29 protein-coding genes and 1 pseudogene are annotated in these 22749 nt (G+C 63.3%); 17 read left to right on the forward strand and 13 right to left on the reverse strand.

Annotated elements, in window-relative coordinates:
* Window positions 1-63: 63 nt before the first annotated feature.
* From AC0ZT5_RS11425 to AC0ZT5_RS11445, 5 genes are all read left to right on the forward strand, one after another.
* Window positions 64-1953: a potassium/proton antiporter gene (locus AC0ZT5_RS11425; RefSeq protein WP_488496527.1), complete on the forward strand. Its 1890-nt coding sequence runs from the start codon at window positions 64-66 to the stop codon at window positions 1951-1953.
* Window positions 1954-2097: 144 nt separating this feature from the next.
* Complete coding sequence (locus AC0ZT5_RS11430) at window positions 2098-3294, forward strand: phosphoglycerate kinase (protein ID WP_488496528.1); 1197 nt, start codon at window positions 2098-2100, stop codon at window positions 3292-3294.
* Window positions 3295-3480: 186 nt separating this feature from the next.
* On the forward strand, window positions 3481-4506 hold the full coding sequence (locus AC0ZT5_RS11435) for a class I fructose-bisphosphate aldolase (RefSeq protein WP_457150470.1): 1026 nt from the start codon (window positions 3481-3483) through the stop codon (window positions 4504-4506).
* A gap of 233 nt (window positions 4507-4739) precedes the next feature.
* Window positions 4740-5525: a DUF899 domain-containing protein gene (locus AC0ZT5_RS11440; RefSeq protein ID WP_488496529.1), complete on the forward strand. Its 786-nt coding sequence runs from the start codon at window positions 4740-4742 to the stop codon at window positions 5523-5525.
* 9 nt (window positions 5526-5534) lie between these two features.
* Window positions 5535-6251: an SGNH/GDSL hydrolase family protein gene (locus AC0ZT5_RS11445; protein WP_488496530.1), complete on the forward strand. Its 717-nt coding sequence runs from the start codon at window positions 5535-5537 to the stop codon at window positions 6249-6251.
* A gap of 130 nt (window positions 6252-6381) precedes the next feature.
* Here the strand turns inward: AC0ZT5_RS11445 and AC0ZT5_RS11450 are convergent, their stop codons facing one another.
* On the reverse strand, window positions 6382-6543 hold the full coding sequence (locus tag AC0ZT5_RS11450; RefSeq protein WP_488496531.1) for a hypothetical protein: 162 nt from the start codon (window positions 6541-6543) through the stop codon (window positions 6382-6384).
* A 114-nt stretch (window positions 6544-6657) separates the two neighbouring features.
* The gene (locus AC0ZT5_RS11455; protein ID WP_488496532.1) at window positions 6658-7605 is read right to left on the reverse strand and encodes a ring-cleaving dioxygenase; all 948 of its coding nucleotides are present in this window, start codon (window positions 7603-7605) and stop codon (window positions 6658-6660) included.
* A 309-nt stretch (window positions 7606-7914) separates the two neighbouring features.
* On the opposite strand from AC0ZT5_RS11455, the gene AC0ZT5_RS11460 reads away from it, so the two are divergent.
* The 4 genes from AC0ZT5_RS11460 to AC0ZT5_RS11475 all read left to right on the forward strand — a co-directional run bounded on the left by AC0ZT5_RS11460 (window position 7915) and on the right by AC0ZT5_RS11475 (window position 10104).
* Window positions 7915-8082: a hypothetical protein gene (locus tag AC0ZT5_RS11460; RefSeq protein WP_488496533.1), complete on the forward strand. Its 168-nt coding sequence runs from the start codon at window positions 7915-7917 to the stop codon at window positions 8080-8082.
* A gap of 84 nt (window positions 8083-8166) precedes the next feature.
* Window positions 8167-8745, forward strand: coding sequence for a DJ-1/PfpI family protein (locus AC0ZT5_RS11465; RefSeq protein ID WP_488496534.1), 579 nt, complete (start codon window positions 8167-8169; stop codon window positions 8743-8745).
* 161 nt (window positions 8746-8906) lie between these two features.
* Complete coding sequence (locus tag AC0ZT5_RS11470) at window positions 8907-9314, forward strand: hypothetical protein (RefSeq protein ID WP_488496689.1); 408 nt, start codon at window positions 8907-8909, stop codon at window positions 9312-9314.
* Between the two features lie 70 nt (window positions 9315-9384).
* Window positions 9385-10104 (forward strand): helix-turn-helix transcriptional regulator, encoded by a 720-nt coding sequence (locus AC0ZT5_RS11475; protein WP_477285047.1) that lies wholly within the window; start codon window positions 9385-9387, stop codon window positions 10102-10104.
* Between the two features lie 142 nt (window positions 10105-10246).
* On the opposite strand, the gene AC0ZT5_RS11480 is transcribed toward AC0ZT5_RS11475, so the two are convergent.
* From AC0ZT5_RS11480 to AC0ZT5_RS11490, 3 genes are all read right to left on the reverse strand, one after another.
* The gene (locus AC0ZT5_RS11480) at window positions 10247-10939 is read right to left on the reverse strand and encodes a DUF1013 domain-containing protein (protein ID WP_095089368.1); all 693 of its coding nucleotides are present in this window, start codon (window positions 10937-10939) and stop codon (window positions 10247-10249) included.
* A gap of 347 nt (window positions 10940-11286) precedes the next feature.
* Window positions 11287-11427: a DUF1127 domain-containing protein gene (locus tag AC0ZT5_RS11485; RefSeq protein ID WP_095089369.1), complete on the reverse strand. Its 141-nt coding sequence runs from the start codon at window positions 11425-11427 to the stop codon at window positions 11287-11289.
* A 204-nt stretch (window positions 11428-11631) separates the two neighbouring features.
* Window positions 11632-12642 (reverse strand): NAD(P)H-quinone oxidoreductase, encoded by a 1011-nt coding sequence (locus tag AC0ZT5_RS11490; protein WP_488496535.1) that lies wholly within the window; start codon window positions 12640-12642, stop codon window positions 11632-11634.
* Window positions 12643-12754: 112 nt separating this feature from the next.
* On the opposite strand from AC0ZT5_RS11490, the gene AC0ZT5_RS11495 reads away from it, so the two are divergent.
* The 3 genes from AC0ZT5_RS11495 (at window position 12755) to AC0ZT5_RS11505 (ending at window position 14580) form a co-directional block, all read left to right on the forward strand.
* Window positions 12755-12949 carry a DUF1192 domain-containing protein gene (locus AC0ZT5_RS11495; protein WP_379095511.1) on the forward strand — a complete coding sequence of 65 codons (195 nt, stop codon included), beginning with the start codon at window positions 12755-12757 and terminating at the stop codon, window positions 12947-12949.
* An 87-nt stretch (window positions 12950-13036) separates the two neighbouring features.
* Window positions 13037-14284 carry an MFS transporter gene (locus AC0ZT5_RS11500; protein WP_488496536.1) on the forward strand — a complete coding sequence of 416 codons (1248 nt, stop codon included), beginning with the start codon at window positions 13037-13039 and terminating at the stop codon, window positions 14282-14284.
* A gap of 32 nt (window positions 14285-14316) precedes the next feature.
* Window positions 14317-14580, forward strand: a complete 264-nt coding sequence (locus AC0ZT5_RS11505) for an ArsR/SmtB family transcription factor (protein WP_095089373.1) — start codon at window positions 14317-14319, stop codon at window positions 14578-14580.
* A 26-nt stretch (window positions 14581-14606) separates the two neighbouring features.
* Here the strand turns inward: AC0ZT5_RS11505 and AC0ZT5_RS11510 are convergent, their stop codons facing one another.
* The 5 genes and pseudogenes from AC0ZT5_RS11510 to AC0ZT5_RS11530 all read right to left on the reverse strand — a co-directional run bounded on the left by AC0ZT5_RS11510 (window position 14607) and on the right by AC0ZT5_RS11530 (window position 17572).
* On the reverse strand, window positions 14607-15071 hold the full coding sequence (locus AC0ZT5_RS11510) for an SRPBCC family protein (RefSeq protein WP_488496537.1): 465 nt from the start codon (window positions 15069-15071) through the stop codon (window positions 14607-14609).
* A gap of 56 nt (window positions 15072-15127) precedes the next feature.
* On the reverse strand, window positions 15128-15601 hold the full coding sequence (locus AC0ZT5_RS11515; RefSeq protein ID WP_488496538.1) for an SRPBCC family protein: 474 nt from the start codon (window positions 15599-15601) through the stop codon (window positions 15128-15130).
* Between the two features lie 11 nt (window positions 15602-15612).
* Window positions 15613-15948 (reverse strand): ArsR/SmtB family transcription factor, encoded by a 336-nt coding sequence (locus AC0ZT5_RS11520; RefSeq protein WP_095089377.1) that lies wholly within the window; start codon window positions 15946-15948, stop codon window positions 15613-15615.
* 5 nt (window positions 15949-15953) lie between these two features.
* Window positions 15954-16610, reverse strand: coding sequence for a glutathione S-transferase family protein (locus AC0ZT5_RS11525; protein WP_488496539.1), 657 nt, complete (start codon window positions 16608-16610; stop codon window positions 15954-15956).
* Between the two features lie 126 nt (window positions 16611-16736).
* Window positions 16737-17572, reverse strand: a pseudogene (locus AC0ZT5_RS11530) (alpha/beta fold hydrolase).
* Window positions 17573-17672: 100 nt separating this feature from the next.
* On the opposite strand from AC0ZT5_RS11530, the gene AC0ZT5_RS11535 reads away from it, so the two are divergent.
* The 3 genes from AC0ZT5_RS11535 (at window position 17673) to AC0ZT5_RS11545 (ending at window position 19105) form a co-directional block, all read left to right on the forward strand.
* A complete protein-coding gene (locus AC0ZT5_RS11535) occupies window positions 17673-18194 on the forward strand; it encodes a winged helix-turn-helix transcriptional regulator (protein ID WP_488496540.1) in 522 nt (173 codons plus the stop codon).
* A 77-nt stretch (window positions 18195-18271) separates the two neighbouring features.
* Window positions 18272-18505: a hypothetical protein gene (locus AC0ZT5_RS11540; RefSeq protein ID WP_488496541.1), complete on the forward strand. Its 234-nt coding sequence runs from the start codon at window positions 18272-18274 to the stop codon at window positions 18503-18505.
* A 168-nt stretch (window positions 18506-18673) separates the two neighbouring features.
* Window positions 18674-19105, forward strand: a complete 432-nt coding sequence (locus AC0ZT5_RS11545; RefSeq protein WP_095089624.1) for a GlcG/HbpS family heme-binding protein — start codon at window positions 18674-18676, stop codon at window positions 19103-19105.
* A 158-nt stretch (window positions 19106-19263) separates the two neighbouring features.
* On the opposite strand, the gene AC0ZT5_RS11550 is transcribed toward AC0ZT5_RS11545, so the two are convergent.
* The 3 genes from AC0ZT5_RS11550 to AC0ZT5_RS11560 form a co-directional block, all read right to left on the reverse strand.
* Window positions 19264-19665 (reverse strand): hypothetical protein, encoded by a 402-nt coding sequence (locus AC0ZT5_RS11550; protein ID WP_477285026.1) that lies wholly within the window; start codon window positions 19663-19665, stop codon window positions 19264-19266.
* Window positions 19666-19940: 275 nt separating this feature from the next.
* Window positions 19941-20123 carry a 50S ribosomal protein L32 gene (rpmF, locus tag AC0ZT5_RS11555; RefSeq protein WP_488496542.1) on the reverse strand — a complete coding sequence of 61 codons (183 nt, stop codon included), beginning with the start codon at window positions 20121-20123 and terminating at the stop codon, window positions 19941-19943.
* Window positions 20124-20264: 141 nt separating this feature from the next.
* Window positions 20265-21026, reverse strand: coding sequence for a biosynthetic peptidoglycan transglycosylase (locus tag AC0ZT5_RS11560; RefSeq protein WP_095089384.1), 762 nt, complete (start codon window positions 21024-21026; stop codon window positions 20265-20267).
* 78 nt (window positions 21027-21104) lie between these two features.
* Here AC0ZT5_RS11560 and AC0ZT5_RS11565 point away from each other — a divergent pair, with 78 nt between their 5' ends.
* Window positions 21105-22022 (forward strand): polyprenyl synthetase family protein, encoded by a 918-nt coding sequence (locus AC0ZT5_RS11565; RefSeq protein ID WP_488496543.1) that lies wholly within the window; start codon window positions 21105-21107, stop codon window positions 22020-22022.
* Window positions 22023-22289: 267 nt separating this feature from the next.
* Entirely contained in the window at window positions 22290-22748 is a 459-nt protein-coding gene (locus AC0ZT5_RS11570; protein WP_457150452.1) for a (2Fe-2S)-binding protein, read from the forward strand.
* The last annotated feature ends 1 nt before the right edge of the window (window position 22749 follow it).

A 22749-nucleotide genomic window follows, 5' to 3' on the forward strand; every position in this document is an offset into this window, starting at 1 on the left:
CACGTCTTCGCCCCACTCTGCCGTAAACCAGGAGACAGACGAATTTGAGGGGCTGATTTCAGGATGGAGCATGCGATCTATCTCGTCACGCTGGTCGGCACAGCACTCGTCGTCGCCGCCGCGTTTTCGAGCCTGATCGCCTTTCGCTTCGGCGCCCCGCTGCTGCTGCTGTTTCTCTGCATCGGATTGGCCAGCGGAACAGACGGCCTCGGCATCCAGTTCGATAACGCCCGCATCGCCTATTTTGCCGGCTCACTGGCTTTGGCCGTCATCCTGTTCGATTCCGGGTTTGGAACGCCGCTCAACGCCTTGCGGCAGGCGGCGGGGCCGGCGCTGTCGCTGGCGACCTTCGGCGTGCTTCTCACCACCGGCCTTTTCGGCGCCGCCGCCCACTACCTGCTCGACCTCACCTGGCTCGAATCCTTCCTGCTCGGCGCCGCAGTCGCCTCCACCGATGCCGCGGCGGTGTTCTTCCTTCTGCGCGCCGGCGAGATCAATCTGCGTGAGCGCGTGCGCTCCACGCTCGAGGTGGAATCCGGCACCAACGACCCGATCGCCATCTTCCTGACCATCACGCTGGTCGAGATCATCGCCGCCCACGCCAACCCCGAAGCCAATGTCCTGCTCACCAGTCTGGCCCTCGGCTTCCTCCTCAACATGGGCCTCGGCGCCGTCGTCGGCGCGCTTGGCGGCCTCGCCATCGTGCGCCTCGTCGACCGGCTCAATCTCGACCACGGCCTGCTGCCGATCTTCGTGCTGACCCTGTCGCTGATGATCTTTGCCGCCGCCGGCGCCATCGGCGGCTCGGGCTTCCTGGCGGTCTATATTGCCGGCCTGATCGCCGGTAATTCCGACATCCGCGCCGTCACCATTCTGAAACGCTTCCAGGACGGCATGTCGTGGCTGGCGCAGATCATCATGTTCCTGATCCTCGGCCTGTTCGCGACGCCGTCGCAATTTCCGGCGATCATGGTGCCGGCGGCAGCGCTCGGCCTGTTCCTGATGTTTGTCGCCCGCCCGATCGCGGTCTGGCTCTGCCTGATCCCGTTCCGCTTGCCGCGCCCCGAAGTCGCCTTCGTCTCCTGGGTCGGCCTGCGTGGCGCGGTGTCGATCCTGCTCGCCATCACCCCGCTGCTCGGCGGGTTGGAAAACGGCCGTATCATCTTCAACACAGCCTTCATCATTGTGCTGGTCTCGCTGGTCATCCAGGGCTGGACGGTCGGGCCGCTGGCGCGTCGCCTCGGCCTGATCGTGCCGGCGCGCCTCGGCCCGTTGGACAAGGTCGAGTTGGAACTGCCGGGCTCGGCCCATCACGAGCTTCTTGCCTATCGCGTGGCACACGGCAGTCCGGTGGCGCGCGGCGAACGCATTCCACGCTGGGCACGACCCTCGCTGGTGCTGCGCGACGGGCGCTCGATGCGCTTCCAGGACATGGGCAGGCTCGCCGCCGGCGACCAAGTCTATATCTTCGTACCGGATCGCTATCCGCGCCTGCTCGACAAGCTGTTCGCCAGCCGCGCCGTGGTCGATCCCGAGGATGCGGATTTCTTCGGCGCCTTCGCCGTGGACCCGGCGCGCTCCGCTGCCGAACTGGAAGCCGCCTATGCGCCCGGCCTGACCGAAGCGGAGCAAAAGCTCACCGTCGGCGCGCTGGTCACGGCGCGGCTCGGCGGCCATGCCGAATATGCCGACCGCGTGCTGCTCGGTCCGATCGAGCTGATCGTCCGCGACGTCGACGACAAGGGCAAGATCATGGGCCTGGGCCTCTCCTTCGAGCCGACCGCGCCGGTGGCGCGGGTGCCGGTTTTCCTGAGCGCCGGCGAAATCGGCGACCGTCTCTCTGCCTTTATCCGCAACTGGCGCAAACCGACCGAAACGCAATTGGCCGAGGCTCGGGCGGACGAGAAACCGGCGCCGGAACCGGCGGCGGAAAAGGCAGCGACCGAGAGCTGACACGGCGATCGCCGTGCTGCCCCTGATCCCCCTGAAGGTACAGCCCTGGTACCGACTTCAAAATTTCGTATCGAAGCAAGCCTAAGCCTTGCATCATCGTCGGCGCGGGGTATGGTCCCCCGATTTTTCGCGAAAGGAACCTGCATGGCCGCCTTCAAGACCCTCGACGACATCGGCAACATCAGCGGCAAGCGCGTGCTGGTGCGCGTCGACCTCAACGTGCCTGTCGCCGACGGCAAGGTAACAGACGCCACCCGCATCGAACGCATTGCGCCGACTATCGCCGAGCTCTCCGGCAAGGGCGCCAAGGTGATCCTGCTCGCGCATTTCGGCCGCCCCAAGGATGGCCCCTCGCCGGAATTTTCGCTGGAGCCAATCGCCAGGGCGACCGCCGATGTGCTTGGCCGTCCCGTCGGCTTCGCCAGCGATTGCGTCGGCGACACGGCGGGAAGCGCCATAGCCGCCATGGACAAGGGCGACGTGCTGCTGCTCGAAAACACCCGCTTCTACAAGGCCGAGGAAAAGAACGATCCGGCCTTCACCGAAAGGCTCGCCGCCTGTGGCGACATCTTCGTCAACGACGCCTTTTCCGCGGCGCACCGCGCCCACGCCTCGACGGAGGGGCTGGCGCGTCTGTTGCCGGCCTTCGCCGGCCGCACCATGCAGGCCGAGCTCGAGGCGTTGGAGAAGGGTCTGGGAAATCCGGTCCGTCCGGTGGTTGCCATTGTCGGCGGCGCCAAGGTCTCGACCAAGATCGACCTGTTGATGAATCTGGTGAAGAAGGTCGACGCGCTGGTCATCGGTGGGGGCATGGCCAACACCTTTCTCGCCGCGCGCGGCACCGATGTCGGCAAGTCGCTGTGCGAGCATGATCTCGCCAGCACCGCCAAGCAGATCATGATCGAAGCGGCCGAAGCCGGCTGCGCCATCATCCTGCCGGTCGACGGTGTCGTCGCGAAGGAATTCAAGGCCGGTGCGGCCTGCGAGACCGTCGCCATCTCGGATGTGCCGGCCGACGGCATGATCCTCGATGTCGGCGCCAAAACCGTGACGACCATTGGCGAATGGATCGACCGCGCCGCAACGCTGGTCTGGAATGGCCCGCTCGGCGCTTTCGAGATCGCGCCCTTCGACCATGCGACGGTGGCGGCGGCGAAGCACGCGGCGGCGCGCACCAAGGCCGGCAAGCTGGTCTCGGTCGCCGGCGGCGGCGACACGGTGGCGGCGCTCAACCATGCCGGCGTCGCCGACGACTTCACCTATGTCTCGACCGCCGGCGGCGCTTTCCTGGAATGGATGGAAGGCAAGCCGCTGCCCGGCGTCGACGTGCTGAAGCACTAATGCATTCTTCAGCCAGGCGGAAACGCCTGGCGCCGCGGAAATGCGGCTAAGCCGAACGCCTCGATCAACACAAAGAGACCGGGCAAGGGCTCTCAAGACTTTCAATCGATTCGAGCTTTCCGATGCCATTCCTTTGGCGGTAGACTTCCGTTAAGCGCGGAAGACAACCGTTTCAGGAGAAGCAGAATGAGCGAACGTCTCGAAGACATTGCCGCCGCGATCGTGGCCGATGGCAAGGGCCTGCTGGCCGCCGACGAAAGTTCCGGCACCATCAAGAAGCGCTTCGACGTCATTGGCGTCGAATCGACCGCCGACAGCCGCCGCGACTACCGCGAGATGATGTTCCGCGCCAGGGAGGCAATGACCCGGTACATTTCCGGTGTCATCCTCTACGACGAGACGATCCGCCAGAAGGCCGCCGACGGCACGCCGCTGGTCGATATTATCAAGGCGGCCGGCGCCATCCCCGGCATCAAGGTCGATGCCGGCGCCAAGCCTTTGGCCGGTTTCCCCGGCGACACCGTCACCGAGGGCCTCGATGGCCTGCGTGAGCGCCTTGCCGACTACTACAAGCTCGGCGCCCGCTTCGCCAAATGGCGTGCGGTGATCGACATCGACACCGGCAAGGGCGTGCCTTCGGCCAATTCGATCAGCTCGAACGCCCATGCGCTCGCCCGCTATGCGGCACTTTGCCAGGAAGCCGGCATCGTGCCAATCGTCGAGCCGGAAGTGCTGATGGACGGCGCCCACGACATCGACACATGCTACGCCATTTCGAAGGCGACGCTGATAAAACTCTATGACGAGCTTCATGCGGCACGCGTCGTGCTCGAAGGTACCATCCTGAAGCCCAACATGGTGCTGGCCGGCAGGAAATCGGGCAAGGTGAGCAGCCCGGAAGAAGTCGCGGAAATGACCATAAAACTGTTCCGCGAGACCGTGCCGGCCGCGGTGCCGGGCATCGCCTTCCTCTCCGGCGGCCAGGAGGACGAGGAAGCGACCGCCAACCTCAACGCCATCAACGCCATCGGGCCGCACCCATGGAAGCTGACCTTCTCCTATGGCCGCGCCCTGCAGGCCGCGCCACAGAAAGCCTGGAGCGGCAAGGCCTCGAACGTCGCCGCCGGTCAGGCCGCCTTCACCCATCGCGCCCATATGAACCATCTGGCCGCACTAGGGAAATGGAAGGCGAGCCTGGAACAGGCCGCCTGATCAGGGCTTTTCCGTCTTCCTTTCGAACCCGGGCCGATGCGCCCGGGTTTTTTGTTTGTGGCTTGCCTGGGCTTGGGTCGGAGCGCCAGCATCCCTACTTCCTCTCCGGCGCTGGAGCGTGACCCCGAAAACCGGAATCCGGTTTCGCATGATCATGTTCAAAAACAGCCAACCGGCGATGTCGGTTTTCGCCCGTCCCGAACGTCCTTGGGATGACAGACAGGGAGAGATCCATGCATCGCAACAAGGTCGTTTCGCGCGAAGACTGGTTCCAGGCGCACAAGGCGCATCTGGCCCGCGAGAAGGAACTGACGCGGCTTCGCGAACGCATCTGCGCTGAGCGGCGTGAACTGCCCTGGCTGAAGATCCGGAAGGATTATGTCTTCGAGACCGGGCAAGGGCCGAAGAAACTGGCCGACCTGTTTGCCGGCAACAGCCAGTTGATCGTCTACCACTTCATGTTCGGGCCGGGATGCAACCATCATTGCGAGGGCTGCTCGTTCCTTGCCGACCATATCGATGGCGCCAACCAGCACCTCAGGCACCACGACGTGTCGCTGGTGGTGATCTCGCGGGCGCCGCTGGCCGAATTGCTGCCCTACAAGCAGCGCATGGGCTGGAAGTTCGACTGGGTGTCGTCCTATGCCTCGGATTTCAACTTCGACATGCAGGTCTCCTTCACCGACAAGCAGATCGCGGCTGGCGACACCACTTACAATTTCGAGACCATTCCCCGGACGTCGAAGGAGCTTCCCGGCACCAGCGTTTTCTACCGAGACGAGAACGGCGACATCTTTCTCACCTTCATGTCGCGCGCCCGCGGCGGCGAGGCGCTGATCGGCACGTATGATTATCTCGACATGACGCCGAAGGGCCGCAATGAGACCGGTCCCTATCATGGCCTGATGGACTGGGTGCGGCTGCACGATGAATATGGCGACCGGTCTGGAGTGCAGGAGACCTGTTGCGATCAGCGTGTCGGCGAGCCGGCCGTTCACCTCGGGCGCAACATGCGCTAAAGGGTGCGCATGCAGCGCCCTCTCGCCCTTCTCACCTGGCTCGCCTACCCGGTCTATGTCTGGCAGGGTCTCGGCGTGCGCCGCCGTACCACGCGCATGCTGCCGGCGCAGGGTCCGGTCATGCACGATATCCAGGGCAAGGCGCCGCCGATCTCGCTTCTGGTGCTGGGGGATTCCTCGGCCGCTTCGGTTGGCATCGGCAATTCGGAGAACGGGCTTGCCGCGCAACTCGCCGTGCTGATTGCGCAGAACACCGGCCGCGCCGTGCGCTGGCGGGCAGCGGGATTCAATTCGGCAACGTCGGGCCAGATTCGCGACCATGTCCTGCCCAATCTGTCGGCTGATCCGTGGACGCATATCGTGCTCGCCATCGGCACCAACGACACCAAGAATTTTCACTCGGTGCCGCGCTTCAAGAAGGAGTTCGGCGGCCTGCTCTATGCGCTGCGCGCCAAATGGCCGGAAGCGCGCGTGGTGTGGTCGCCGGTTCTGGAGTTCACGCGGGCACCGGCCATGCCGTCGCTGCTCGGCAAGATCCTGGAGATCCGCGCCACCGAGATGAACCGGATGGGCGAACGCCTTTGCCTGGAACGTGGCGCGGTGCCGGCGCCGCGCCTGCCGATCACAAATCCTGAAGAGGGTTTTGCCTCCGACGGTTTTCACGCCTCGGAAGCCGGCTACCGGGCCTGGGCCGAGCATCTCGTCGGCCTGGTGCTGGCCAGCTGAACCGAGGTCGGGCTTGCTTGACGCGGGCCTAAAGCGATTCCAGGAAAAGTGTGAAACGGTTTTCCGTCCGGAATTGCGTCAGAACAAAGAGATGGAGCGGTTCCGCGTTTCCGTGAAACGATGAACCGCTCTATGTCGAGTGTCCGAGCACGGCTGTTATCGAAATCGCCGCCATCGCCAGCAGGGCCAGCTTCCAGAAGTCGCTGCGCCGCTTCAGCCCCGGCCAGCCGAGCGGCTTGATCAGCTGGATGACCATGATGCCAACAATGACGAGCGCGAGGAGTTTCGACATGCCGCCTTTGACCAGCAACGCGGCCGGCTGTCAAAGCACGTCGTCGTTGCCCAAGAAGAATGGGCGCCGCAATCCCCAGCCGGAACGCGGCGCCCGCCTTGGCTGAGGAACGATCTACTTCAGCGGCTTGAGGCCGGCCTCGATCGAAGCGCGCTTCGGTTCGAGGAATGGCGGCAAGGCCAGCTTTTCACCCAGCGTCTCCAGCGGCTCGTCGGCGGTGAACCCTGGCCCATCGGTGGCGATCTCGAACAGGATGCCGTTCGGCTCGCGGAAGTAGAGCGAACGGAAGTAATAGCGCTCGACCTCGCCGCTCGACGGCAGCCGGAATTCGGCCAGCCGCGCCGTCCATTGATGCAGCGTCTCCTGGTCCGGCGCCCTGAAGGCGACGTGATGGACCGCACCGGCGCCTTGCCTTGCCGGCGCCAGTCCAGGCTGCACCAGGACATGAAGCTCCGCCGCCGGTCCGCCCTCGCCCATTTCGAAGACGTGAACCTGGCCTTCCGGCGAGGCATAGTCGCGGGCCTTGCGCATGTTCATCACTTGCGTCACCACCGCCTCGGTGTTGGTGATGTCGGGAACGCTGATGACGATCGGCCCGAGCCCGCGAATCTGATGCTCGGCCGGCACCGGGCTGTGCGCCCAGGGGTGGCTGTCGCCCTTGCCGTCATCGTTGATGAGGCGCAGACGCTGGCCCTCGGGATCTTCGAAATCCAGGCTGGGGTAGCCGCCGATGTCGACGATCTCGCTCGTCGGGATGTTTTCGCTGGTCAGGTGCTGCTTCCACCAGGCAAGGCTTTCCTGGCTGCCGACCCTGAGGCTGGTCCGCACGATGCTATGGGTGCCGCGCCGCTCCTGGCCAACCGGCCAGTCGAAGAATGTAAGATCGGTGCCCGGTGTCGCTTCGCCGTCGGCATAGAAGAGGTGGTAAGCCGAGGTGTCGTCCTGGTTCACCGTCTTCTTGACCAGCCGCAAGCCCAGCACCCTTGTGTAGAAATGAAGATTTCCAGGCGCATTGGCGGTGATTGCCGTCAGATGGTGGATTCCTGTCAGTTGCAGGCTCATGGTCGTCTCCCTGTTTTTGGGGAATAACTTTCTCCCTCCATATCAGAACTTCGGCCGCGTCCCTGAAGACCGCGTATCCTGACAGTCCGTCGCTCAGGACTGAACAATCAAACCTTGACCGGTATTCCCAAGGTGAACAATCCGGGCCGTGCAAGCGTCTTGCGGGCTACGTTTGGATGCCGTGAAAACAATGCTTCCCTCGCAACAAGCACCGATCGCAACTGTCGTCCGCGCCCTGCCACCCTCCTGACAGACTGCTGTCAGGAGCGGTATGCGATACTGCCTCCAGTTAAAGAGAGGAGACTAGCTATGAACGGTTCCACCATTCTGCGCGGCATGCAGCACTATGTCGGCAAGATACGGACGATGCGCAACGAGATCCGCACCCAGCGGTTCATGAACTCGCTGCCGGCGGACATTCGCAAGGATATCGGCTGGCCGGACGTGTATGCCGAGCGTCGCTACCGCGGCAATTGAGACGAATTATTCGACACAGCGGTTGGAAGTGGGCGCCCCAACGCCCAGATAACAAGTCCGGCGCGCGAGGGATGGAGCGAGCTCATGCCCGAACAGAAGCAGATCGGCTTTCTTTTCATCGACGGCTTTGCAGACTGGGAATATGGACTGCTGGCGGCCTCCGCGGTCGAATGGTTCGGTGCGCGCGCCGTATCGCTGACGCCCGGTGGCAAGCCGGTGACCGGGATCAGCGGTTTTCGGTTGACGCCAGATCGCTCTGCTGAAGCTGGGGAGAATGCCGATCTCGACGCCATCGTCGTTATCGGCTCCGACCAGTGGACAGACAAGGCGCCACCGGATGCGGCAGAACTGCTCACCGCTGTTGCGTCGCGCGGCGGCGTCGTTGGCGGTATCTGCGCCGGCACGTTGGCGCTGGCCCGAGCCGGCCTGTTCGAGAAGGCCAGGCATACCAGCAATGGCCGCGATTGGATCAACAGTCATGAAGCCGGCTATGCCGGCGACGGCAACTATCAGGACGTGCCGCATGCCGTCGCCGACGGCGCTGTGGTTTCGGCGCCGGGCACCTTCGCGCTCGCCTTTCTGAAGACGCTCTATCCGGAAAGAAGCAGCGATCTCGCGCAGATGCGGACGCTGTTCGCCAAGGAGTATGCTGAAGCCTCCTGACAGTATGCTGTCAGGATAGACGTGCAATAGGTGTCGCGAGCAAACTCACTTCGGGAGAAACGCATGGCTTCCATTGCTGCAAAAGCTTCGGCCTGGTTCGTGACTCCCGTCACTGACATGGACAGGACGGGAGCCTTCTACGGGAAGGGCCTCGCGGAGTGGTGAAGAGCTGGAACGATAGGCGGAATACGCCCGGTATCAACGGCGTGAAGCCGACGCCGCGCACGATGGCCGATGTCATCGAGGGCCAGCCGATGCTGGTGCCGACGGCACGCCAGGTCGATGATTTCATCCGTTCGATACCGGAAGGCGTCGAGATGGATGTCCGCGCGCTGCGCACGGCGCTTGCCATCGAACACGGCGCAGAAGTGACATGCCCAGTCACCATCGGCTATCATCTGCGCACTGTTGCCGAGGCCGCCAACGAGGATCTCGAGCGCGGCATGACACTGAGCGATATTGCGCCGTTCTGGCGCGTGCTCGACTTGAAGACGCCGATCACGAGAAAACTGTCCTTCGGCGCGGCATTTGTCGCCGCGCAGCGCAAGCGCGAAGGGCTGAAACCATGATGCACGCCGCCCCAAAACTGTTCTGCGGTTTTGGGCGACATGCATAGAAACAACGCCGAGGGACCAAACGATGCGCCGCGCCGACAGGCTCTTCCAGATCGTGCAGCATCTGCGCGGTGGCCGTCTGGTCACCGCCCAGAAGCTCGGCACATGGCTCGAGGTTTCCGAGCGAACCATCTATCGCGATATCGCCGACCTGCAGTCGACCGGCGTGCCGATCGACGGCGAGGCCGGCGTTGGCTACATGATGCGGGAGGGTTTCGACCTTCCGCCGCTGATGTTCACGCGTGACGAGATCGTCGCGCTGGTTGCCGGCGCCCGCATGGTGCGCGCCTTTGGCGGCGCCGCCATGGCGCGCGCCGCCGACGAGGCGCTGATCAAGATCGGTGCGGTGCTGCCGGATGCCGAGAAGGACCGCATCGCCCGCACCGAGATCCACACGCCGATGTGGGTGGTCAGCGACGCCGCCCGAGAGGCGATCGACCTGATCGAGCGCGCGGTCGAAAAGCGCCAGGTTCTGACCATCGACTATAGCGACGAGGCCGGCCGCGGCACCGCACGCGATATTCGTCCGCTCGGCCTGTGGTTCTGGGGCAAGGTGTGGACGCTGGTCGCCTGGTGCGAGATGCGCGACGATTTTCGCGCCTTCCGCATCGATCGCATCGCTTCGGTGGTCATCGCCGGCCGCATCTTCAAGCCGGAGCGAGGCAAGCAGCTTGCCGACTTCTATCGGGCAGTGGAGCGCAGCGAGGATTACGGCATGGCGCCGGATCGCGCGGCGCGGACCTAGAGCAACTCCAGGAAAAGGGTGAACGGATTTCCCGGGAAAGCGCGTAGCGGTTTCCCTTGGAGAATTGCGTCAAAGTAAAAAGGGATTGCCGGACCGCACAAAAAGCCCGCTCGAAGCGGGCTTTTTGTTGGTGTCGGAAATATCACTCGTCGTCGTTGTCCGTGTTCTTCGACTTCAGGGCCGAGAGCTTGGCGAAAACGGCGTTGGCGTCGAGCTCGGCGTCCTCGTCCTTCGGCTTCTCCGGAGCCGGCACCAGCCGCTCGGTCAAGGCCGCCGGCAAAAGCGTGTCGCCGACCGGCTGCGCCTGTTCGCGGCCACGCGAAGCGCGGTTGACTTCCATGTCGAGGTCGATCTGCGAGGCGAGGCCCAGCGTCACCGGGTCCATCGGCTGCAGATTGGCCGAGTTCCAGTGCTTGCGCTCGCGGATCTGCTCGATCGTCGACTTGGTGGTGCCGACGAGGCGCGAGATCTGCGCATCCTTCAGTTCGGGATGGTTGCGCACCAGCCACAGGATGGCATTCGGCCGGTCCTGACGCTTCGACAGCGGCGTGTAGCGTGGACCCTTGCGCTTGGATTCCGGCACCCGCACCTTGGGGTCCGAAAGCTTCAGGCGCTGGTTCGGGTCCTTTTCGGCGCGCGCGATCTCGTCGCGGGTCAGCTGGCCGGTCATGATCGGATCCATGCCCTTGATGCCTTGCGCCGATTCGCCGTCGGCGATCGCCTTGACCTCGAGCGGATGCAGCCCGCAGAACTGCGCGATCTGCTCGAAAGAAAGCGCGGTGTTGTCGACCAGCCAGACGGCAGTCGCCTTGGGCATCAGCAGCGTATTGGCCATTTTTAAAAATCCTTCTCGTTCGCCCGCGTTCCCGCGCGGGCGGTGGTTTAGAGCCACCAAAATGGGAAATTCGCGGCCTGTATAGCCGCTCCGTCGCCGCTTCGCAATGTTTTTGGATGTCATCGGCCAGAAACCGTGGCCCGCGACCACTGGAAGGGCTCCGCGCTCTGAGCAGCGACAAACTGGCTTTGCCGACGGAGGCCGCGGTCGACCGGCCCTCGTCGGCCGACCCCCAGAACGACAAAACCCGCCGGACTGGGTCCAGCGGGCTCGGAACCGCGACGGGATCCGTCTGTACGGCTCTGGCTTCTACGGCATGGTCCGCCCTGAGCGGACCGTGCCCGACTTTAGATGGCCTTGCGGGCGATCTTTTCGATGTCGGCGCGGTTGATGCCGAGATCGTTGAGCTGACGTGCGTTGAGACTGTTCAGTTCGCGCACAGTCTCGGTGTACCTACGCCAGTTACGGAAAGCACGGATCGGGTTCATGGTAGTCCTCCAAATGGGTTGTTCGTTTCGGTGATGCTCAAATAGTCATCATCGATCAGGACTTGAACGGCCGTTTTTGCATAGCAATGATGCAAATGCTGCATTGCACCATTAAGCCTCTGTTCATCTTGTAGGCAGGGAGGCGCACGACCAGGATGTGTCGAGATAGAGGTCAGGCCGGCATCATCTGAATCTCGATCCGCCCTAGCCGACGTCGAGCACGATCTTGCCGATGTGCTCGCCCTCCTCCATCCGCTCATGCGCCCGCCAGGCCTCGCTGAGCGGGAAGATCATGTCCATCACGGGAGCGACTTTGCGCGTGCCGAGCAACGGCCACACCTGCGCTTCCAGCGCTGCCGCGATTGCCGCCTTGAATTCGACGGTGCGCGGCCTCAGCGTCGACCCCGTATGGGTCAGCCGCTTGACCATGATCTTCGAGAAGTCGGCGCTCGCCACGGCGCCGGCCTGCACGGCAATCTGCACAATGCGACCCTCAATCGCCGCGGCCTCGTAGTTGCGCGCCACATAGTCGCCGCCGACCATGTCGAGGATGACATTGGCGCCTTTGCCAGCGGTCGCCTCCTTGACCGCGGCGACGAAATCCTCCTCGCGATAGTTGATCGCCCGGTCGGCGCCGAGCTTCAGGCAGGCGTCGCACTTCTCGTTGCTGCCGGCGGTGGTGATGACATTGGCGCCGAAAGCCGAGCCAAGCTGGATCGCCGTGGTGCCGATGCCGGACGAGCCGCCATGGACGAGCAGCGTCTCGCCGCTCTTCAGGCCGCCGCGCTCGAACACGTTGTGCCAGACGGTGAAGTAGTTTTCCGGCACCGCCGCGGCTTCGGTGTGGGTAAAGCCGGCCGGCAGCGGCAGCACACTGCCGGCGTGAACCTTGACATATTCGGCATAGCCTCCGCCGGGTGTGAGCGCGCAGACGCGGTCGCCGATGCGCCAGCGCGATATGTCATCGCCAAGGGCGGCCACTTCGCCCGACGCCTCGAGGCCGGGCAGGTCGGATGCGCCGGCCGGCGGCGGGTAGGCGCCCTTGCGCTGCTGGATGTCGGGCCGGTTGACGCCGGCAGCATGCACCTTGATCAGGATCTCGCCGGGGCCTGGCTGCGGCACGTCGCGCGTTTCGGGTTTCAGCACCCTGGGGCCGCCCGGCTCCGAGATCGCGATGGCCGTCATTCTTGCCGGAATTTTCTGTCCGCTCGCCATGAGATTTCCCGTCTTTCCTCGCCGTTATCCGATCGGCTGTTTGCATCGACGCCCCTGCCCTATGTATGCTGATTGCCAAATCAGGCAAATGGTCAATGTGGGAGGAGCGACGATGGCGATCTTCGACGACGAACCCAAGAAGAAGGCGCGCCCGCACGAGATCGGGCAGGACCTGTCGCTGCTTTCGGTCGGTGAATTGACCGAGCGGATTGGCATACTGCGCGATGAGATCACCCGCCTGGAAAACGAGCTCAGGGCCAAGGACAGCACCAAATCGGCCGCCGAAGCACTGTTCCGCCGCGGATAGAGGCGGGCGCGGGGCTCGCCGCGGAAAAGCCCGAATGCGACTGTCTTCAGACTCAAGCGTCCCCGCCAACCTGAGCCGGATCCAACAATGTTCGCAACCTACCGACCGATCCTCTCGCTGCTTCGCGGCACCGCCTTCCTGCTCGCGGCGTCTGGATTGCACGGGCTGCTGTTGCCGCTGCGCGGTCAGTTGGAAGGCTTCTCGACCGCATCGCTCGGCCTGATGGGCACGGCCTGGGCCGGTGGCTTCGTCACCGGCTGTTTCTTCGCACCGCGCATCGTGCGCCGCGCCGGGCATGTGCGCGCCTTCGGCGCCTTTGCCGCGTCCGGCGCCATCGTGGCGCTGCTCACCGGATTGATCATCGACGAGTATGTCTGGATCCTGCTGCGCGCCTTCACCGGCTTCACCATGGCCGGCGCCTTCATGGTCATCGAAAGCTGGCTGAACGAAAAGGCCACCAACGAGAACCGAGGCACCATCTTCGGCCTCTATATGATGGTCACCTATGCCTCGATTATGGGCGGGCAGATGATCGTCGCTGGCGGCGACGTGAAGTCCGCCTCGCTGTTCATGATCACGGGCATTCTATTTTGCCTGTCACTGCTCCCGACCGCGGTTTCGACCGCTTCCCACCCCAAGCCGCTGCAGGATGTCTCGCTCGACGTCAAAGGCCTTTATGTCAATTCGCCGGTGTCCGCTATCGCTTGCGTCCTGATCGGTATCGCCAACGGCGCCTGGGGCACGCTTGGCGCCGTCTATGGCGCCCGCATCCGCATTCCCACGGCCGAGATCGCCCTGATGATGAGCCTGGTTGTCGTTGCTGGTGCCGCCATGCAGCTTCCGGCCGGGCGCCTCTCGGACAAGACCGACCGGCGTTTCGTGCTGGCCGGTGCTGCCTTCGGCGCGGCCTTGGTTGCGCTTGCCATCTTCCTGTTCGAGCCACGCTCCAGCGTCTTCGTCATCGTCTTCACGGCCGCCTATGGCGGCTTCGCCTATACGCTCTATTCGATCGCGGTGGCGCATGCCAACGACCACGCCCGTGCCGAGGATTTCGTCAAGGTGTCGGGCGGGCTGCTTCTGCTCTACGGCTTCGGCACGATGATCGGACCTCTGCTGGCAGCCGCCTTGATGGGCTGGACGCGCCCGGAAGGCCTGTTCCTGGCGACCGCTTTCGCGCATGTCTGCCTCGCGGGCTATACGTTGCTGCGCATCAGCCGCCGTGCTCCGGTGCCGATCGAAGATCGTGACGCCTTCAAGACGCAACCGGCCGACCGGTCGGTGACGCCGGAAGCATTGCGGCTTGATCCCAGAAGAAAAGCAGAAGCAGACAGTTGAGATTCGAAAGGCTTTGCCTCACTAATAAAGGCATGATGTTTTCCGACGCCTTCATGGCGATTGCCGATCCCAACCGGCGCCATCTTCTGGAAGAACTTCGCCGCGGCCCGAAAACCGTCAACGAGTTGGCTGCGGGTTTGCCTGTATCGCGCCCGGCCGTTTCGCAACATTTGAAAGTGCTGCTCGATGCCGGGCTTGTCAACGCCAAGGCCGAAGGCACCAGACGCGTCTATACGGTGAGCAATCCTGGCTTCCTCAAACTCAACATCTGGCTCGATCAGTTCTGGGAAGCCTGACGGCCCCGCCGTATCGGCAACGCAGTTCAAGCTTCCTCGCGCAAGAAAGCGCCGAGCGCATCGAGCAGCTCACCTGTACCATGCTCGCGTGTGGCTAACGTGTCGTGGCCGTCGAGGAAGGCGCCCTGTTCCGTCATCACAAGCCGCGTGCCGGCACCCTCAGCAAGCAGTTCGATCGTGGCCAGTGACACCGAGACACGGGTTTCGCCGAACAACAACTCATAGCTGTAGACGATGCGCTGGTCCGGCACGATGTCTTGATAGACAGCGTTGAAAAAATGCATCTGGCCATCGCTCGGACAGCCGGCATTGACCTCCCTGCCGCCGATACGGAAATCCATTTCATGACTGCTGGGCATCGGATCGTGCGGATCGGCGAACCAGCGTCGCTTGGCCGCTGGATCGCTAAGCGCAAAGTAGACTTTTGCGGGCGGCGCTGCGTAGCTGCGCTCGATGACGAAGGTGGAATGGACGACGGAACGTTCGGTCATGGGATTCTCCTCGATGAATGGATTGAATTCAGAGCATGATCCTCATCGATGGATCGTCAGGCACCGGCGGTCTCGGGCACGAATTCGGCAGCCAGATTGTCCAGCGCCGCGCTGAATCCGGCCTCGCTGCCGGCGATCATGTCCTTGTCGCCGAAGGCAGCGATCTGGTCGGTCAGCACCAGCCGCGTGGACGCACCGACCGGCTGAAACTCAATGGTGATCAAGGAGGCGGACAGCCGGTCCCACCCTTCGCAGACGAGCTCGGTCGAGACGATGCGCTGCTCAGGCACGATATCGACGTAGCGGTTTTCGACCCGGTAGATCAGACTGCCACGCGGACCGCAGCGGCTGACATCCAGCCCGCCGACGCGGAAATCGGCCTTGTCGTAGACCAGTTCGGCAGTCTTTGAAGGCGCGCCCCAGCGCATGCGGGCCTCCGGGTCGGCAAAGGCCTGGAACACGCGCGCCGGCACAGCGTCGTAGGTGCGCTCCAGCACGATGGTCGAATGAATCACGGAACGTTCCGTCATGATTGCCTCCTTCAGCTTTTGTCCTTGGTCTCAGCCAGAAAATCGCCGAGCCGGTCCAGCCGGCGCTCCCAGACGAGACGCCGTTCATTGATCCAGTGTTCGGCTGCTCTCAGTGCCTTGGGTTCGATCTGGCAGGTGCGCACCCGACCGACCTTCTGCGTGCGCACGAGGCCGCTTGCCTCCAAAAGGTTCAGATGCTGGACGACGGCCGACAGCGACATCGCCAGCGGCTCGGCCAGTTGGCTTACCGAAGCCGGGCCGCGCGACAGCCGGTCGACCATCTGCCGCCGCGCCGGATCGGCGAGCGCCTGGAACATCAGATCGAGCTGGGCAGGATCGTGCAGCATTGCGATCAGCCGTTGTTGTAGGGAAAGAACTTGAAGTAGGGCTGCGCCTCCTCGATCACGCGGGCGAAAGCGGAGCGCTGCACCAGGCGGTCATGGTATCGCTTGACGGCCGGGTATTTGTCGCCGAACGGCTCGACCTTGTTGGCGTAGAAGAGTGCGGGAGACGCCGAGCAATCGGCCATGCTGAAGGCGTCGCCCACCGCCCAGGTCTTCGTCTGCATGTCCTCTTCGACAATGGCGTAGGAATTGCGCAACTGGGCGCGGGCCTGCTCGACGCCGAACGGATCGGTCTTGTCCTGCGGCCGCAACCGGTCGCCGACGATCTTCTGCATCGGTTCCTGCACATAGAAATCATAGAAACGATCGGACTGCCGGACCGCCAGCGCCAGGTCGATGTCGGCCGGGACGAGGTCTACCTGCCCCGGATAGTGGGCGGCCAGATATTCGACGACGATGGTCGATTCCAGCACCGTGCGGTCGCGCGCATCGTCGCGCAGGGCCGGCATCTTGCCGGTCGGCGAAATCTTCAGGAAGGCCGCGCGCGACTCGGTGTCGCCGAGATCGACGATGACCGGCGTGAACGGTATGCCGTTCTCATACAGCGCGATCAGCGGCTTCCAGCAGAAGGAGGCCAGCGTATGGAAATGAAGCGTCAGGGACATTTATTGCTCGTCTGTTTGGGAATGCGCCGGTGGTCGGTGTCGTGCTGCTCGCCAGGATTAAACACTGAAGCATTTACTTAACTATTGCGTGGCAGGCCTTGCTCGTCAAGGCCCGCGCAGGGTGGCTCAATTGTCCTGAGTGTGATCGACGATGGCGGCGACCATCACCGTCCAGTCGTCCGGGTGCAGCTCGTGGCCGCCGCCTTCGATCCGAAGAATTTTCGCACCGGCGACGGCCTCGGCTAGTGCTTCGCCGTGCTCGACCGGAAAGATCGTATCAGTGGTGCCATGGATGACCAGCAGCGGCGCCGTCATCTCGCGCAGGCGGCCCTTCCATGTGTCGCCGCCCTTGATCATGAAGTGGTTGGTCGCGCTCAGCAAACCGCCGGATCGATCGTAATCCTGTTCGATGAAGGCCGCATCCCGGTCTCATCGAACGGGTGCGCGGTGCTTGTGATCGCCCGCGTATCCTTGACCATGAAATCGACCACCTGGCCACGATCCGACCAATCGACTTTCGCGCCGTCGGCCGAATGCTTGACATAGGCATCGCTCGTTTGTGGCAGATTCGATGTGTCGATCCCCAGGGGCGAACTGCTGATTACGGTCAGCGAAGCGACACGGGACGGGTGCTTGAGCGCCACAAGCTGGGCGATCACGCCGCCCATCGACATGCCGACGACATGCGCCTTGCCGACGCCGTGGTCGTCGAGAACACGCATCGCGTCGTCGGCCATGTCGTCGAATGTGTAGGGCGGCTCGCCCGGCGGATATTTGGTCGAACGGCCGGTATCGCGATTGTCATAGCGGATGACGAACAGGCCGCCATCGGCCAGTTTCCGGCACAGCGCCTCTGGCCACCAGAGCATCGAGGCCATCGATCCCATGATCAGCAACAGCGGCGGGTTTGCCGGATCGCCAAAGGCCTCGGATACGATCTCGGGGCGCTCGATGGTTGTCATGGCTCGGTCTCCTCCTCAGCAATACTGATTGCTTTTTGCAATCGGTTGCACGATAGTAAAACTGATACAATAATGCAACCGGTTTTGCGGAGAAAATCTCATGAGCATGGATCGCCGGTCCGGATGCCCGATCAACCTGTCGCTCGAAGTGTTCGGCGACCGCTGGAGCCTGATCATCCTTCGCGACATGATTTTTGGCGGCAGGCGCCACTTTCGCGAGCTGCTCAACGGATCGATGGAAGGCATTGCCTCCAACATCCTCGCCGACAGGCTGAAGCGGCTGATGGGACTGGGCATGCTGACCAAGGCCGACGATCCCAGCCACAAGCAGAAGGCGATCTACAGCCTGACCGAGATGGCCATCACCCTGGTGCCGATCCTGGCCCATCTCGGCGCATGGGGCCGCGTCTGGTTGCCGGTCAGTGCGGAACTCTCGATCCGCGCGGAGCTTCTGGAGAATGGCGGGCCGCCGATGTGGGATAAGTTCATGGATGAGTTGCGCCACGAGCATCTCGGTATGCCGCTCGATACATCGGCTGGCCCTTCTGTGCGTGCGACCTTGCAGGCCGCCTATGAGGCCGTGGTCGCCAGCAAGGCTCCCGGCGCCAGCCCGGCCGCTTGACCAACATATTTTCCCGTTTGGGGCCCGGCTCTGCTAGAAGGGGCGGAAAATCACAATTCACGGGATTGGATAAGGTCTTGGTTGAGAACTCTCGGGATGCTGCCCGCGCGCGTGCTGACCTGCGTTTCAAGAAGCAGGAAGAGGCGGCAACCGTCCGCCAGAAGGCGATGGCCGAATACGTCGCCGAGAGCGACGCCCGCCAAGCAAAGACCAACAAGCTGCGGGCGCTGCGTCTCGCCAAGGAAGCGGAAGACCTTGCCAACGCACCGGCGGCATCCGCCAAGAAGCCGGTCCGCGCCAAGAAAAAATAGTGCTGCCGGCCGGCACGATCGACTGCCGGTCCGGAAGCTGCAAAATGGCACCGCCATATCCGGATCGTTCCATTCCACCCCTTCATGCGAAGCAATTTCAACCGAAACCGGGATTTTGCCGTGCCCGTCGACAGTTGATGATCGGCGCGTTTTAATCAGGAGACTGCCATGACCGCACTGCCGCTCGAAAAAGCCAGGCAAATCATCGATGCCGCCTTTGCCCGGGGCGCGGACCTCAAGCTCAAGCCGCTCGGCGTCTCGGTGCTTGACGCCGGCGGACATCTGGTCGCCTTCCAGCGCCAGGACGGCGCCTCGTTCCTGCGCCCGCAAATGTCGGCCGGCAAGGCCTATGGCGCGCTCGCCATCGGCATGGGCTCGCGCCGCGTCGAGGCCTTCGCCAAGGAGCGCCCGCATCTCGTCGCCGGCATCTCGGACGTGTCTGGCGGCCGCGTGCTTCCGGTCGTTGGCGGTGTGCTGATCCGCGACAAGGCCGGTGCCATCATCGGCGCCGTCGGCATTTCCGGCGATACGTCGGACAATGACGAAGCGGCCGCCATCGCCGGCATCGAAGCGGCCGGCTTCACTGCCGACCCGGGCTGAGCTTTAACAGATATCACGGCCAAGGCTGCATTGAGATTCAGGTCAGTCGGAGTCGAACATGGTGGCATCCGAGAACCGGAGCGGAGCGTACTTTTTGGGTACGTGAGCACAGGAGGCCGCCATTTGCAGGCCGGCATCACCTGAAGATCAATGCAGCCTTAATTCAGATTGATGTCTCTGCTCGCCGACCGCATCGACACCGCAAACCCCGCCAGCACATCGAACAGCGCGATGACCATCAGTGTGAAGAAGATGGAATGTGCCGCGCCCTTCACCAGCAGGAACTCGACCAGGAACGCGACGAAGACCAGCGTCGACAACAGATGGTCCATGATCGAGGCGCTGGTCGTGCGCGCCGACTTCACCATTTCGGCGAAAAGGGAGATCAGCCCGATCAGCACTATCAGGTCGCCGAGCGTCATCGAGAACACCCCGCCCGACATCATGCGGAAGGAGAAGATTTCGCTCGCCCACGGATCGTCGCCGCCGCCGAATATTCCGAGCAGGCCGAGATTGTAGAGCACGAAAGGCACGATCAAAAGCGGGACGGCACCGAACATCTGGCGTCTCCATATGGGGGCAATCTCTGTAGAATGCGCCACAGGCATGCCGTCAAGAATTTTCGTAAAATGCCACGAACACGGTCGAAGACCGGATGCAACAACCATGTCAGCCCCCGGCGCGACGATCCTGATGAATATCGCCCACGCCAGGCATTTGGCGTTTGGCTGAGCGGCCAAGCACCAATGCAGGCCGCCCGGATATCGGCCCACCCAACGCAAAAGACCGGCCACTGGCCGGTCTTTCGAATGCTCAAAACGTCGAAAAGCTGGTCTCAGCTTTCCTTGGGCGTCAACACCTGGCGGCCGCGATACATGCCGGTCTTCATGTCGATGTGGTGCGGACGGCGCATTTCGCCGGAATTCTTGTCCTCGACATAGGTCGGGGCCTTGAGGGCGTCGGCCGAGCGGCGCATGCCGCGCTTGGACGGAGAGGTTTTTCGTTTCGGAACGGCCATGGATATGCTCCATTACATGGTCAAAAAGCCCCGCCCGCCCTCGTGAAAGGGCCGTGTCGGGGCCGGAATCTGAGAAAGTCGGGTGCCTATACACGCCCTACGCCGTTTTGGCCAGCACTGCCGCGAATTTTTTTGAGCTGGCTACTGCAGACACCCGACATAGGCGCCGGATCGGCCGGCCCGCCGCTCGATCAGGTTGGCAAGCCGTCTCAGGCCAGGCCCGGGCTTTGCCGGATTGCGGGCGATCGGATTTGGCAAGGAGACGGCGAGCAGGGCGGCCTGCCGTCGCGACAATTGTTTTGCCGAAACGCCGAAATGGTGCTGTGCGGCGGCTTCGATGCCATAGATGCCCGGCCCCCACTCGGCGATGTTGAGATAGATCTCCATGATGCGCCGTTTCGACATCACCGCATCGAAATAGACAGCCAGCGGCAATTCGACCACCTTGCGCACCGAGCCTAGCGGCCGTGACCAGAGAAAGAGGTTCTTGACCGTCTGCATGGTGATGGTCGAGGCGCCGCGCGTTGCTTCGCCGGCCAGCGCATCGTCGACGACGCCCCTCAGTTCGCCGAGATCGACGCCGCGATGAAAGCAGAACTGCCCGTCTTCCGACATGATGACCGAATTGGCCAGCACAGGTGCGACGTCGTCGATCGACACCCAGCGGCGGTCATAACCCGAGAATGTCGCCAGGTCCTTCAGCATCAGCGTCGAGACCGGATGCACGAAGGACGGCAGATAGAGGAACGTCAGCACCGTTGGTATGAGCGCCAGCACCGCGGCCACGACGATGCCGCGCCGGACCCAGCGCTTGAGACCGCGGCGGTTCACGCTCCGCGATCTGGTCGCCATGTCCAGCTTTTCGGTTTCATGATCGACGATCGGTTCCGCCAAGCCGCCCAACCCGTGCTTCTCCCTGCTCCGGCATAATGGCGCTTGGCTTCTTGCGCAACGTCTGAGTGTCGGCTACCGGTCCCGACCATGACGAATGAGGACGAAATGGCGTTCGAAATGGCGCTCATCAGACGGGCAGCAGCCGTCGAGGTGCTGCTGCGGCGGTTGCTCGACGACCGCGCGCTTTCGGGCGAGATCGCGCGGCCCGGCCGCCTCATGGCGGCGATGCGCCACGGCGTGCTCAACGGCGGCAAGCGCCTGCGCCCTTTCCTGGTGATGGAAAGTGCCGCCCTTTTTTCCGCCGATGGCGAGGCAGCACTGCGCGTCGCCGCCGCCCTTGAATGCGTGCATTGCTATTCGCTGATTCACGATGATCTGCCTGCCATGGACGACGATGATCTGCGTCGCGGCCAGCCGACGGTGCACAAGGCCTTCGACGAGGCAACCGCCATCCTGGCCGGCGACGCCTTGCTGACGCTGGCCTTCGACATCATTGCCGACGAGGCGACCATGCTGCCGGCTGAGCGGCGCGCAGCCCTGGTGCTGGCGCTGGCCCGCGCGGCCGGTGCCGGCGGCATGGTCGGCGGCCAGAAGCTCGACCTCGAAGCGGAACAGGCACCGCCGGACGAGGCCGGCATCATCCGGTTGCAGGCGATGAAGACAGGCGCGCTGATCCGCTTCGCCTGCGAGGCGGGCGCGCTGGTCGCCGGCGCCCCGGCCGAGGACCGCGAGCGGCTGGCCGAATTCGGCTCGGCGATCGGCCTTGCCTTCCAGCTTGCCGACGACCTGCTCGACCTGACCGCCGATGCCAGCCAGATGGGCAAGGCGACCGGCAAGGATGCAGCCGCCGGCAAGGCGACGCTGGTGGCGCTGCACGGCGCGAATTGGGCGCGCAGCCAGTTACAGGGGCTCATCGACCAGGCGCATGAATTGCTCGCGCCTTACGGGGAGCAGGCGGCGCTGCTGAAAGAAGCGGCGACATTCGTGGCGACCCGCAACAACTGACGCTGGGCCAACCAAGACGTCGGCCCGATCGGATTGCAAAATCCATCGCATCCGTCTCCAGACAATGGGGATCCGGGACGCACGAGGAGACGGCCCCGCCGCCACTGCTTTCAACTTTGCAAACAGACCTCAGTTGCCGATTGCGCGGGCCCGCCCGGCGGCGATCCCTTAAATGTGATCCAACCGATCCTACCTGCGGAGCTCCGGCCCCCTACAATTTGAAGACGCGCTTATGCGACGGCTTCATGGTCAGGCAGGTACGGACATATGGTTACCCTTACGGTCAACGGACAATTGCGCACGGTCGATGTACCGGAGGACATGCCGCTTCTGTGGGTGCTGCGCGACCATCTCAATCTGGTCGGCACCAAATATGGTTGCGGCATCGCCCAATGCGGCGTTTGCACGGTGCATGTGGCCGGCAAGCCTGTGCGTTCCTGCCAACTGACCATTGGCGATGTCGGCACCCGCGCCGTCGTCACCATTGAAGGGATCGGCAACACGCCCAACGGCGCCAAGGTCCAGCAGGCCTGGATGGAAGCCGAAGTGCCGCAATGCGGCTATTGCCAGGCCGGCCAGATCATGTCGGCCACGGCGCTGCTGGACAGCAACCCGCAACCCGACGATTCCGACATTGACGCGGCCATGGCGGGCAATCTCTGCCGCTGCGGGACCTATATCCGCATCCGGCGAGCGATCAAGAACGCCGCCGCCAAACCGGCCTGAC

The sequence above is a fragment of the Mesorhizobium sp. CNPSo 4670 genome (genome assembly GCF_057784235.1).